This window comes from Roseivivax sp. (assembly GCF_054552075.1).
Genome location: NZ_JBTOLZ010000013.1, coordinates 28,076 through 39,680, shown reverse-complemented (window position 1 = coordinate 39,680; position 11,605 = coordinate 28,076). Strand labels below are relative to the sequence as shown.

The window sequence follows — 11,605 nt, the reverse complement described above, 5'->3', positions numbered from 1 at the left end:
ACCTCACTTCTCGGTCAGCTTCAGCTCGATCCGGCGGTTGCGGGCCCGCGCCTCGGGCGTGTCGGCCCGGTCGATCGGCTGGTATTCCCCGAAGCCATTGGCCGACAGCCGCCCCGGCGCGATGCCCTGTGCCTCGGAGAGGAAACGCACCACCGACAGCGCCCGGGCCTGGCTCAGCTCCCAGTTGTCGGCGAACTCCGCCCCGGGCAGGAGCGGGCGGTCGTCGGTATGCCCATCGACGCGGATCACCCAGTCGATCTGTTCGGGGATGATGTCCGAGATTTCCCGCAGGATGTCCGCCACCCCGGCGATCTCGCGCCGGCCCAGGGCCGAGAGATCGGCCGAGCCCGGCGCAAAAAGCACCTCGGAGGAGAAGACGAAGCGGTCGCCCTCGATGCGCACGCCCTCGCGGTCGGCCAGGAGGTCGCGCAGCTCGGCGAAGAACTCCGAGCGATAACGCGCGAGGTCCTGGTTCTCGGCCTCGAGGCGGGCCGCGCGTTCCTCTTCGAGCCGCCGGGCCTCTTCCTCGGCCTGCCGCCGGGCGCGTTCCTCGGCGGCGGCGCGGGCCAGCGCGGCGTTGAGCCGGGAGCCGAGGTTGTCGATCTGCACCTGGGCCTCGGCGTCGGCCACCTCGGCGGCATCCAGCGTCGCCTGCAGCGAGGCGAGCTGCCGGCGCAGGGCGGCGACCTGCTGGTTCATCACCTCGGTCTCGCGCTCGGCGCTGCTGGCGCGTTCCTGCTCCTCCGAGAGCCTTTCGCGGGCGGCGGCCAGAAGCACCTGCTGGCGCTCGGCCTCGCTCATGGCCGCTTCGGCCTCCGAGGCGGCGGCGACCTGGGCGGCCAGCGCCTGGGCCAGGTCCTCGCGCAGCTCCTCGGCGGTGCGGCCCGCGGCCTCCTCGCCCGAGAGCGCGGCGGCGAGCCGCTGGTTCAGCTCCTCCTCGGCGGCGCGGGCGGCGGCCAGAAGCGTCAGCGTCTCCTCGGCCTCGCGGCGGCGCTCTTCGAGGCGCAGGGTCATGGCGGTCAGCTCGGCATCGGCGGATTCGAGCCGCGCGCGCAGGGCCCGGGCGGCCTCGGCCTCGGCGAGCCGCGCGGCCTCTTCCTCGCTCAGGGCCTGGTCCAGCTCCTCGACCTCGCCCGCGAGCCGCGCCACCTGGGCGTCCGCATCGGCGTTCTTGTCGCGCAGATCGGCCACCAAGGCTTCCAGCGCCTCGCGCCGGGCGGCGGCGAGCCGCGCCGCCTCGGCCCCGGCGTCGATCTCGTCGCGGGCCTCGGCCAGCGCAAGGTTCAGCGCCTCCTGTTCGCTCAGGAGCTCCTCGCGCGCGGTCTCCAGCTCCTCGCGGGTCGCCAGCAGCTCGGCGATCCGCCCCTCGGCATCCTCCTGCTCAGACAGAAGCGCCGCCACGCGGTCCTCGAAATCGCCGATCCGGCCCTGCGCCTCGGCCAGGGCCGCGTCCTGCCGCGCCCGTTCCGCCGAGAGCGCCGCGATGATGCTTTCCTGTTCGACGATCCGGGTGTCGCGGTCGTCCAGCGTCGATTCCAGCTCGCCCAGCCGGGTCTCGAGCGAGCTGTTCCGCCGCTCGGCCATGCCCAGTTCATCGGAAAGCGCGGCGATCTGCTCGCTCAGCGAGGAGAGCCGCGTCTCCTGCCCGGTGATCGTCTCGCGCAGGACCGCCTGGATCACCAGGAAGATCGTCAGCACGAACATCAGGACCAGCAGCAGCCCGGTCATCGCGTCCACGAAGCCCGGCCAGATCGAGGCCTGGAACCGCTGACCCGTGCGCCGCGACAGCGCCATGGCTCAGCCCTCCTGCCGGCGGGTCACGCGCTGGGGGCGCACCGGTGTCTCGCCGCCCGGGGCGGGCGCGGACTGGCGGCTCATCTGGCCGATCACCCGGCTCAGCGCGGCCAGATCGGTGCGGATCTCGGCCATGCTTTCCTGCCGGCCGGCGGACATCTCCTCGAGGATGCGCAGCATCTGCACGTCGATCGAGCGCAGCCGCATCCGGCTTTCCGCGTCGAGCCCGGTCTCTTCCTGGTGCGACAGCGCCTCGATCAGCCGCTCCTGGCCCTCGGCCAGCCGCGCGAAGGTCGCCGCCGAGGGCGAGGAAGCCTCGATCCGCTCGGTCATCCGCTCGACGCTGTCGGCGAGCTGCGCCAGCCGGGTCTCGACATCGCTGCGGTTGTCCTCGGAGCGCAGGTAGAGCTGGCGCATGGTGTCGAGCTGGTCGGCCACCTGTTCCAGCGCCACCGCCGCGCCCGACATCTCGCCCGCGCCCTCGCCATCGCTGGCCGAGACCCCGATGCGGGTGATCGAGGAGAGCCATTCCTCGAGCTCGCGGTAAAAGCGGTTCTGCCCGTGGCCCGCGAAAAGCTCCAGGAGCCCCACGATCAGCGAGCCGGCGAGCCCCAGGAGCGAGGAGGCGAAGGCGATGCCCATGCCGCCGAGCTGCCCCTCGAGCCCGTTCATCAACCGCGAGAAGACATCGACGCCGGTCTCGCCCTCCTGCGGGGCCAGCCCGCGGATCGTCTCGACGAGCGCCGGCACTGTGGTGGCGAGCCCCCAGAAGGTGCCCAGAAGGCCCAGGAAGATCAGCAGCGAGACGATGTAGCGGGTGATCTCGCGCGCCTCGTCGATCCGCTGGGCGACGGAATCGAGGATCGACCGGGTCGAGGTGGTGGTGATCTTCATCCGCCGCCCGCGCGCCCGCATGAGCTGCGCCAGCGGCGCCAGAAGCTGCGGCGCCCGGCCCGAATGCGCCCCGCCCCGGGCGAAATTCTCGATCCAGCGCACCGAATACATCAGCTGCGCCACCTGCCAGAAGCAGGCCAGCACGCCGAGGATGAAGACAAACAGGATGAAGGCGTTGAGATAGGGGTTGGCGGTGAAGACCGGCAGCACCGAGGGCAGCGCCATGACCGCGCCGAAGGCCGACAGGCCCAGCACCGCCAGCATCAGGACCACCTGACGCAGCGGTTGGGAGAAATGCGGCTCGGCCTCGAGGTCCGGTTGAACCAAGGGGATCGCTCCTGACGCTGGTTGTTTCGCCCGGACCCTAGACCCTTGCCCGGATCAAGCCAAGTTCTATGCCACCAGCTCGCGCACCCGCTGGTCGAGCCATTGCAGCTCTGCATCGGGAATGCCCAGCTCGCGCAGATGCGCGGCGGTGTTGAACAGATACTCGGTGTTCGGCCCGCGCCCGCCATGGGCCCCGGCGATGATCCCGGCCTGTTCCTCGAGCGGCAGCTCGCAGTATTGCCCGTGGTCGGGGTCGATCACATAGACCAGCGCGGTGACCTCGCGCCCGTCGACGAGCTTCAGCGGCAAGAGCCGTTCGAGATAGGCCGCCGAGACCAGCTCGCGTTCGCGCAGGTAGGCCAGGACCTCTTCGCTTTGCCCAGGGGCTGCGGCCAGCGCCAGCCCGTCGCAATAGCTGCCGTGTTCCTCGTCGAGCGCCAGCACCAGCCCCGGGTCCTCGGGGGTGCCGCGGTGATGGATCGAGCGCATGCAGAAGCTGCGCCGGTAGCCATCGAGCCGCGCCGGCACGGTTTCGCTCACTTCAAAGCCCGGATTCCACAGAAGTGATCCGTAACCGAAGACCCAAAGCGTCATGGTTTCTGGTCCTTTTCCTTCACCGGCTCTAAACACGGATCGACTTTGCGGGAAAGGTGGTTGCGCGTGAAACGACTGACAATACTGGTTGTGCTCCTGGCGCTGGCCTGGTCCGGGGTCTGGCTCTGGCAGGCGCGGGCGCTCCGGGCCGAGATCGACGACCGGCTTGCGGCGCTGCGCGCCGAGGGCTGGACCGCCGAGGCCGAGGAGATCGCCCTGCGCGGCTTTCCGAACCGGCTCGACGCGCGGTTCAACGACCTGGCGCTGGCGCCGCCCGAAGGCCCGCTCTGGGAGGTGCCGGAGCTGCAGGTCATGCAGCTGGTCTACAACCCCGGCCATGTGATCCTCGCCGCCCGCGGCGCGCAGCGCATCTCGCAAGGCGACACGGTCTATCAGCTTGCCAGCGAAGGCCTGCGCGCCAGCCTGGTCTGGCAGGAGGGCAGGCTCGACCGCGCCAACCTCGAGGCCGGGCGTCTGAGCCTGACCCGCGCCGACCTCGGCGCGCTGCATCTCGCCGATCTGACCGGCGCGCTGCGGCAGGGCCCGAGCGATTGGCAGGCCGCGCTGCAGGCGAGCCCCGTCTCCGGCCCCGAGGCTGCCCCCGGCGCGGCCCGGCTCAGCGCCGACCTGCGGCTCTCCGCCGAGGGGCTGCCCGCGCCCCACCGGCTCACCGCGCTGGAGCTCTCGCGGCTGGCCTATGGCGATGCCGAGGGCGAGCTGATGCTCTCGGGACCGCTCGAGTTTGACGGCAAGGGCCGCGCCGAGGGCGCGCTGACGCTGACCGCCGAGGGCTGGCCCGCGCTGATCGAGGGCGCTCGCCGCGAAGGCGCCCTGCCGCCCGCGACGCTGTCGCTGACCGAGAACCTGCTCTCGGGCGTGGCGGCCTTCCAGGGCGGCGGCACGACGCTGAGCCTGCCGCTCGACATCGACAAGGGCCAGGTCAAGCTCGGCCCGCTGCCGCTCGGACGGCTGCCCGCCCTGCCCCGCTCCTGAGCGCCGGGGCGGCGCCGAGGGCGGCACCGGGGCGAACCGCCGCCCCGACCGCGCCGCCGCCTGACCCCAAGTCACGGCGGCCCGCCCCTCTTGCCATGCCCCGCCCCGCGCCCGAGAGTGGGGCGCATGAGCGACAGTTTGGCCCAGCACATCGCGCAAAAGCGCGACGAGATCATCGCCCTCACCCAGGCGCTTCTGCGCGTGCCGACGCTGAACCCGCCCGGCGCGCATTACCGCGACATCTGCGAGGACATCGCCCGCCGGCTCGAGCCGCGCGGCTTCACGGTGCAGATGATCCGCGCCGAGGGCGCCCCGGGCGACAGCGACGCCTATCCGCGCTGGAACATGCTGGCCCGCCGCGAGGGCACGCGCCCCGGCGACTGCCTGCATTTCAACTCGCATATCGACGTGGTCGAGGTCGGCCATGGCTGGACCCGCGATCCCTTCGGCGCCGAACTCGAGGGCGACCGGATCTACGGCCGCGGCGCCTGCGACATGAAGGGCGGGCTCGCCGCCTCGATCATCGCGGTGGAGGCCTTCCTCGAGGAACACCCCGATTTCGCCGGCGCCATCGAGATCTCCGCCACCGGCGACGAGGAATCGGGCGGCTACGGCGGCGTCGCGCATCTCGCAAAGGAAGGCTGGTTCGACCCCGCGCGGGTGCAGCATGTCATCATCCCCGAACCCCTCGGCAAGGACCGGATCTGCCTCGGCCACCGCGGCGGCTGGTGGGCCGAGATCGAGACCAAGGGCGAGATCGCCCATGGCTCCATGCCCTTCCTCGGCGATTGCGCGGTGCGCCACATGGGCGCGGTGCTGGACGCCTTCGAGCGCGACCTCTTTCCCGCCCTCGCCGCGCGCCGCACCGAGATGCCGGTGATCCCCGACGGGGCGCGCAATTCCACCATGAACATCAACGCGATCCACGGCGGCCAGCCCGAGGAGCCCGAGGGCAGCACCGCGCTGCCGGTGCATTGCGTGCCCGACAGCTGCCGGATCACCGTCGACCGCCGCTTCCTGATCGAAGAGGGCGTGGAGGCGGTCGAGGCCGAGATGCGCGGCCTCCTTGAAGGGCTGAAGGCCGAGCGCCCGCGCTTCGACTACGACCTGCGCGAGATCAACCGCGTGCTGCCCTCGATGACCGCGCCCGAGGCGCCGGTGGTCACCACCCTCGAGGCCGCCATCGCCGAGACCCTCGGCGGCCCCGCCCAGCACGTCGCCTCGCCCGGCAGCTACGACCAGAAGCACATCGACCGGATCGGGCGGCTGAAGAACTGCGTGGCCTATGGCCCGGGCATCCTCGAGCTGGCCCATAAGCCCGACGAATGGATCGGCGTGACCGACATGCTCGACAGCGCCCGCGTCATGGCCCGTGTGATGCAGAAACTGCTGCTGCCCGGCTGACCGCGCCGGGTGAAGGCGCCGCGCCGCTCAAGGCGCCCGCGACCGGACCTAGGTCCGCGCCCGGCTCCGCCTCCAGTCTCCACAAAGCGCCCGCGCCGCCGGGCAGCTCGCGCGGTGCACTGCGCGCGGCGCCATCGATCGCGTGCCCAAGCCGCGCCCGGCTCCGTCTCCAATCGTCACAAGGCGCGGCGTCCCTTGAGTGCCGCGCCGCCCTCCCAGAGGCCCAGACCGCCAAGCGCCTCGCCAAACCAGCCCTGAAGCGTCCCGACCGCTCCGCACCCCAAGGCCCCCACACCACGCCCTCCCCAAGCGTGCCGTCCTTCAACGCCCCGGACCCGACACCAGCAACCAACGCCCGAACCAAGCCCAAACAAGCACCACACCCCCCTGCTTCAGCTTGGCAAAAATACCTCGGGGAGCGCGAGGGGCTGGCCCCTCGCTCCCGCCCGCGCCACCAGCCCCTTACGCAAGACTATCGCGGAACGCCGGCAAGAGGTCCCCGTCAGAGCCCTCGGCCTCCCAGACCCCCCGCGCGATCGCCCGCGCCATGACCACCGCGCCCGCGTGGCCCAGCGCCGAGAGCTCCAGCGCCGGGTCGGAGAGCGCCCGCGCGCCGGTGGCCGCGGCGAAGACCAGGTCGCCGTCCATGGGCGAATGCGCGGGCTGGATCGCGCGGGCGAGCCCGTCGTGGGCCGCGACCGCCAGCCGGTGGCACTGCGCCTTGTCGAGCGCGGCGTCGGTCGCCACCACGCCGATGGTGGTGTTCGAGAGCCCCGCCATGGCGGCGAGCTTCTTCGAGGGCCTCGGCGGCCGGTAGCCTTGCGCGGGGTCCGGGCCGAGTCCGCCGAACTCCGCGCCGATCTCGAAGGGGGCGGCGTGGAAATGCCGGCCCGAGGCGGTGGTCACGCAGCCCATGGGGTTCACCGCGACCAGCGCCGCCACCGTCACGCCGTTTTCCAGGACCAGCGAGGCCGAGCCGAGCCCGCCTTTCACCTGTGCGGTCTGCGCGCCCATGCCCGCGCCCTGGCTGCCGAGCGCAAACTCGCCCCCCGCCGCACCCAGCGCCGCGCGGCCAAGCGCGGGATAGGGGTTCTCGCCCCAGGCCTTGTCGCCGCCGTTCAGCAGGTCGAAGAGGATCGCCGCGGGCACGATGGGCACCCGCGCCGAGAGCACCGGGAAGCCGCGGCCGGCCTCGGCCAGGGCGTCCATCACCCCCTGCGCGGCGGCGAGCCCGAAGGCCGAGCCGCCCGAGAGCACCAGCGCATCGGCCCCGGGCGCGGTCTTGTCGGGGGCCAGAAGGTCGGTCTCGCGGGTGCCGGGCGCGCCGCCCTGGACGGCGACCGAGGCGGTGAAGGGCTGGTCCCCGGTCAGCACCGTGACGCCCGATTTCAGCCGCGCGTCGCCGGCGTTGCCGACCCTCAGCCCTTCGATGTCGGTGATCAGGTTGCGGGGCCCCGGGCGGGGGTCAGATACAGCGGCCACCATCCACCTCCAGCGCGGTTCCGGTGATCATCGCGGCCTCGTCCGAGGCCAGGAAAAGCGCCGCATTGGCCAGGTCGCCCGGCGTCGAGAAGCGCCCCAGCGGGATGGTCGCGAGGAACTTCGCGCGCATCTCCGGGGTGTCCTCGCCCAGGAAGGAGGCCAGGAGCGGCGTCTCGCCCGCGACCGGGCAGAGCGCGTTCACCCGCACCCCGAAGGGCGCCAGCTCCACCGCCATGGTCTTGGTCGCGGTCACCATCCAGCCCTTCGAGGCGTTGTACCAATTGAGCTTCGGGCGCGGCGAGAGCCCCGCGGTCGAGGCGACGTTCACGATGGCGCCCCGGCCCGCCGCCTTCATCGCGGGCACCAAGGCGCGGGCGGTCAGATAGACCGACTTGCAGTTGACCGCGAAGACCCGGTCGAACTCGGCCTCGGAGACCTCCTCCAGCGGGGTCGGCACATGCGTCACCCCGGCGTTGTTCACCAGGAGGTCGACCCCGCCCATGACCTCCTGGGCGCGGCGGGCCATGGCCTCGACCGAGGGGCCTGAGCCCACGTCGGCGCGGGCGGCGAGCCCGCCGATCTCCTCGGCGACGGCGCGGGCGGCCTCCTCGTTGATGTCGGCGACCATGACCCTCGCGCCCTCGGCGGCGAAGCGCCGGGCGATGCCGGCGCCGAAGCCCGAGCCGCCGCCGGTCACGATGGCGCGTTTTCCCTCAAGTCGCATGGATCTCCTCTCCTGCCGCCAGATCCGCGGGCAAGACCGGCGCGGCGGCAATCAGCTCCTGGGTATAGGCGTGGCGCGGGCGCGCCAGGACCTCGTCGGTGGGCCCTTCCTCGACGATCTCGCCGCGCCGCAGGACCAGGACGCGGGTGGTGATCCCGCGCACCACCGAAAGGTCGTGCGAGATGAAGAGGTAGGCAAGCCCGTAGTCCTCGGAGAGCCGGGCGATCAGGTCGAGGATCCGCGCCCGCACCCGCACGTCGAGCGCCGAGACCGCCTCGTCGAAGACGATGAAGCGCGGCCGGGTGATCAGCGCCCGGGCGATGGCGATGCGCTGGCGCTGCCCGCCCGAGAACTCGTGGATGTGCCGCGCGGCGTCCCGGCCCGAGAGGCCCACGGCCTCCAGCGCCTCGGCCACGGCGGCCTCGCGGTCGGGGCCCTTGGGCGCGCCGGGCATCAGGTGGAAAGGCTCGGCCACCAGCCGCCCGACCCGGTGGCGCGGGTTGAAGCTGCCGTAGGGGTCCTGGAAGACCACCTGCATCTGCGCCCGGGTCTCGGGCGGGGTGGCGCGGGCCGAGACCGGCACGCCGGCCAGGGTGACGCCGCCCGCCTCGGGCGCCTCGAGCCCCAGGAGCGCCCGGGTCAGCGTCGATTTCCCCGAGCCCGATTCGCCCACGAGCCCCACCCGCTCGCCGGCGCGGATGCCGAAGCCCACCTCGGAAAGCGCCCGGAAGCGCGGGCGCGGCGCGAAGAGCCTTTTGCGCGGCAGGGCGTAGGACTGCGAGAGCTTCGAGACCTCGAGAAGCGGCGGGCCGGGCGGGCGCGGCGCCAGCGCCGCGCGGTGCCGGGAGGCCGCAAAAAGCGCCCGGGTATAGGCGTGGCGCTGCGCGGCGAAGACCTCGCCGGTGGGGCCGGTCTCGACGATCTCGCCGCGGTTCATCACCGCGATCCGATCGGCCAGCCCGTGCACCACGGCCAAATCGTGCGTGATGAGCAGAAGGCCCATGCCCTCGTCCCGGGCGAGCCGGCGCAAGAGCTCAAGGATGCGCGCCTGGGTCGTCACGTCGAGCGCGGTCGTCGGCTCGTCGGCGATCAGGAGCTTGGGGCGCAGCACGGTCGCCATGGCGATCACCACGCGCTGGCGCTGCCCGCCGGAAAGCTCGTGCGGAAAGCGCGACAGCGGGATCTCGGACAGCCCCACCCGGTCGAGCGCGGCGCGCGCCAGGCTCTCGGCCTCGCCGCGCGCGGGCGGGCGGTGCAGCCGCGCGGTCTCGGCCACCTGCCGGCCGATCGGCTGCACCGGGTTCAGCGCGGTCATCGGCTCCTGGAAGACCATGCCCATGGTCGCGCCGCGCAGCGCGCAGAGCGCCTTCTCCGAACGTCCCGTGACCTCGGCCCCGTCGACCGAGATGCGCCCGGTCACCCCCGCCACCCGGGGCAGGAGCCCCATGACCGCCAGCGCCGTCATCGACTTGCCCGAGCCGCTTTCGCCGGTCAGGGCGAGGATCTCTCCGGGCGCGATCTCGAGCGAGACATCGCGCAGGATCGGCCCGCCGATGGCCACCGAGAGCTCTTCGATCGACAACACGCTCATGCCCGCACCTCGCGCAGCTTGGGATCGAGCGCGTCGCGCAGCCCGTCGCCCAGGAGGTTCAGCCCCAGCACGCTGAAGACGATGGCGAGCCCAGGCATCAGCGCCACATGCGGGGCCAGCGCCACCATGGTCTGCGCATCGGCCAGCATCCGCCCCCAGGAGGGCACCGGCGGCTGCGCGCCTAGGCCCACGTAGGAGAGCCCCGCCTCGGCCAGGATGCCCAGCGAGAACTGGATGGTGCCCTGCACGATCAGGAGGTTGGTGACATTGGGCAGGATATGTTCGACCGAGATCCGCACCCGTCCCTTGCCCGCGACGCGGGCGGCCATGATGAACTCCCGCGCCCAGAGCGCCAGCGCCGCGCCGCGCGTCAGCCGGGCGAAAACCGGCACGTTGAAGATGCCGATGGCGATGATCGCGTTCAGCGCCGAGGGCCCGGCGATGGCGGTGATCAGGATCGCGATGACGAGGCTCGGGAAGGCGAAGACCAGGTCGTTGCCGCGCATGATGACCTCGTCGAGCCAGCCCCCGTGCCGCGCGGCGGCGGCGAGGCCCAGGGGCACGCCGAGCCCCATCCCGATCCCCACCGCGACCAGCGCCACCGCCAGCGAGGTCCGCGCGCCGACCATGAGCATCGACAGGATGTCCCGCCCGAAATGATCGGTGCCGAGCAGATGCGCGCCGCTCGGCGCCTTCAGCCGGTCGGCGATGGCCATGCCGTCGACCGCATAGGGCGTCCAGAGATAGGACAGGACGGCCGCGACCACGAAGACGAGGCTCAGCGCCGCCCCGGGGGCCAGCCTGCGGATCATGCCCGCCGCCTCAGCCGCGGGTCGACGGCGGCATAGGCCATGTCGGTCAGGAAGGTCACCAGGATCACCGCGAAGACCAGGAGCATGACCACGCTCTCGACCACGATCAGGTCGCGCTGCGAGATCGCCTGGAAGATCAGCCGCCCGAGCCCCGGCAGGAAGAAGACCTGCTCGATGATGATCGCGCCGGCCAGCAGGAAGGAGAACTGCAGGCCCAGGATCGTCAGCACCGGGATCAGCGCGTTGCGCACCCCGTGCCGCCAGAGCGCCTGGGCGCGGGTCAGCCCCTTGGCCCGCGCGGTGCGCATGAAGTCCTCGGCCAGGATGTCGATCAGCGCCGAGCGCATGACCCGCGCGAGGATCGCCGCCTGCGGCAGCGCCAGCGCCACCGCCGGCAGGGTCAGCGCCTTGAGGGCGGCGCCGGGATCCTCCCAGCCCGGGAAACCGCCGGCGGAGAACCAGCCGAGGTTGATCGCGAAGAGCAGCACAAGCAGCATGGCGAACCAGAAGTTCGGCACCGCGATGCCGAGCTGCGTCGCCCCCATGACCGCGAAATCCCCCGCCTCGCCGCGCCGCGAGGCCGCCAGGAGCGCCGCCGGAAAGGCCAGCGCGGTCGACAGCACCAGCGCGTAGAGCGCCAGCGGCAGCGAGATCCAGAGCCGGTCCATGACCATCTCCGAGACCGGCGTGCGATAGGTGTAGGACATGCCGAAATCGCCGGTCAGCATGCCGCCGACCCAGGCCAGGTAGCGTTGCCATTTCGGCATATCGAGCCCCAGCTCGGCGCGCAGCGCCGCCACCGTGTCGGGCTGGGCGTTGATGCCCAGCATGAAGCTGGCCGGATCGCCGGGCGCCACCTCGACCACCAGGAAGATGACCAGCGAGGCGACGACAAGCGACAGGCCGAGCGAGACCAGGCGGCGAAGGGCATAGGCCAGCATGGGGGGCAGGTTAGGGCCGCCGGACCCGAGGGTCCAGCGGCGCGCGGGC

At 72.2% G+C, this 11,605-nt stretch carries 10 protein-coding genes; 2 read left to right on the top strand and 8 right to left on the bottom strand.

The genetic code is table 11. From position 1 onward, the window contains the following. Positions 1 to 3 precede the first annotated feature (3 nt). The 3 genes from ACX938_RS11325 to ACX938_RS11315 form a co-directional block, all read right to left on the bottom strand. Positions 4 to 1,794, bottom strand: coding sequence for a peptidoglycan -binding protein (locus tag ACX938_RS11325; protein ID WP_459431136.1), 1,791 nt, complete (start codon positions 1,792 to 1,794; stop codon positions 4 to 6). Positions 1,795 to 1,797: 3 nt separating this feature from the next. Then, on the bottom strand, positions 1,798 to 3,015 hold the full coding sequence (locus tag ACX938_RS11320; protein WP_459431135.1) for a biopolymer transporter ExbB: 1,218 nt from the start codon (positions 3,013 to 3,015) through the stop codon (positions 1,798 to 1,800). A gap of 66 nt (positions 3,016 to 3,081) precedes the next feature. Further along, on the bottom strand, positions 3,082 to 3,609 hold the full coding sequence (locus ACX938_RS11315) for a gamma-glutamylcyclotransferase (protein WP_232753828.1): 528 nt from the start codon (positions 3,607 to 3,609) through the stop codon (positions 3,082 to 3,084). 66 nt (positions 3,610 to 3,675) lie between these two features. Between ACX938_RS11315 and ACX938_RS11310 the strand changes: the two genes are divergently transcribed. Together ACX938_RS11310 and ACX938_RS11305 are read left to right on the top strand one after the other, a co-directional pair. Continuing rightward, positions 3,676 to 4,602: a DUF2125 domain-containing protein gene (locus tag ACX938_RS11310; RefSeq protein ID WP_459431134.1), complete on the top strand. Its 927-nt coding sequence runs from the start codon at positions 3,676 to 3,678 to the stop codon at positions 4,600 to 4,602. Between the two features lie 126 nt (positions 4,603 to 4,728). Continuing rightward, complete coding sequence (locus ACX938_RS11305) at positions 4,729 to 6,006, top strand: acetylornithine deacetylase/succinyl-diaminopimelate desuccinylase family protein (protein ID WP_459431133.1); 1,278 nt, start codon at positions 4,729 to 4,731, stop codon at positions 6,004 to 6,006. 462 nt (positions 6,007 to 6,468) lie between these two features. Here the strand turns inward: ACX938_RS11305 and ACX938_RS11300 are convergent, their stop codons facing one another. From ACX938_RS11300 to ACX938_RS11280, 5 genes are read right to left on the bottom strand one after another with little or no spacing between them, the layout of a single operon-like run. Continuing rightward, on the bottom strand, positions 6,469 to 7,488 hold the full coding sequence (locus tag ACX938_RS11300; protein ID WP_459431132.1) for a P1 family peptidase: 1,020 nt from the start codon (positions 7,486 to 7,488) through the stop codon (positions 6,469 to 6,471). Continuing rightward, positions 7,472 to 8,212: a glucose 1-dehydrogenase gene (locus ACX938_RS11295; RefSeq protein WP_459431131.1), complete on the bottom strand. Its 741-nt coding sequence runs from the start codon at positions 8,210 to 8,212 to the stop codon at positions 7,472 to 7,474. Before ACX938_RS11295 ends, ACX938_RS11300 begins: the two co-directional genes overlap by 17 nt. Beyond that, positions 8,202 to 9,803 carry a dipeptide ABC transporter ATP-binding protein gene (locus ACX938_RS11290; RefSeq protein ID WP_459431130.1) on the bottom strand — a complete coding sequence of 534 codons (1,602 nt, stop codon included), beginning with the start codon at positions 9,801 to 9,803 and terminating at the stop codon, positions 8,202 to 8,204. The genes ACX938_RS11295 and ACX938_RS11290 overlap by 11 nt, the downstream gene beginning before the upstream one ends. Next, positions 9,800 to 10,615, bottom strand: coding sequence for an ABC transporter permease (locus ACX938_RS11285; protein ID WP_459431129.1), 816 nt, complete (start codon positions 10,613 to 10,615; stop codon positions 9,800 to 9,802). The genes ACX938_RS11290 and ACX938_RS11285 overlap by 4 nt, the downstream gene beginning before the upstream one ends. Continuing rightward, complete coding sequence (locus ACX938_RS11280; RefSeq protein WP_459431128.1) at positions 10,612 to 11,556, bottom strand: ABC transporter permease; 945 nt, start codon at positions 11,554 to 11,556, stop codon at positions 10,612 to 10,614. The genes ACX938_RS11285 and ACX938_RS11280 overlap by 4 nt, the downstream gene beginning before the upstream one ends. Positions 11,557 to 11,605: the final 49 nt, after the last annotated feature.